Genomic DNA, 704 nt, shown 5'->3' on the forward strand with positions numbered 1-704 from the left:
GTCGCGAACGGATTATCAATAAAACACTCAGCGGTTAATGCATCTTGGTTTACATACCCGCGAGCCAGCCCTGCACCGCCGATGTAAAGCTCACCAGAGCTGCCGATAGGCAGTAAGTGATGGCTTTTATCTAATATATATAACTTTTCATTAGGATATGGCTTCCCTATTATATTTTCTCGTCCTAATTGATAATTCGAATATGTACTCCAAATACAACTTTCAGTCGGACCATAAACTTGTTGAATATGACTGAAGTGTTTTACTAGCTGCACATAAAGCTCTGATGAACCTCGCTCGCCACCTACTAACACTTGAATATGAGAAACATCAAACGTTATTGGTGCCGTCGATAGCAATGCCTGCCACATAGAAGGCGTCAGCTGAATACAGTTAATTTGCTTATGATACCGCATCAGTTCATGCTCCGCTGAGTCAATGTCTGATAAAACTAATTGACCGCCAGTGGTTAAAGGGGGAGCATACTCCAATCCAAATATATCAAAGGTATACTGAGTCAAACTCAAAAATGAAAGAGGAGACTCAGAGATACTCATACTCGCAGCTTTAATAAAGTAAGCAAAGACACCATGCTCTATCATCACGCCTTTAGGTTGCCCTGTGGTACCGGAGGTGTAAATCACATAGGCTAAATCAGCAGGGCCACTGACGGGAACAAGGTTATCGCTAGATTGCTCGCCATT

Annotated in this window: 1 protein-coding gene; it reads right to left on the reverse strand. The window is 42.5% G+C overall.

What is annotated here, in order from left to right; all coding sequences use genetic code 11:
- Positions 1 to 704, reverse strand: a 704-nt coding sequence (locus Q0779_RS23705; RefSeq protein WP_298776723.1) for an AMP-binding protein, incomplete at both ends; no start/stop codon positions are given.

It is taken from the genome of uncultured Shewanella sp. (genome assembly GCF_947491715.1).
GTDB lineage: Bacteria > Pseudomonadota > Gammaproteobacteria > Enterobacterales > Shewanellaceae > Shewanella.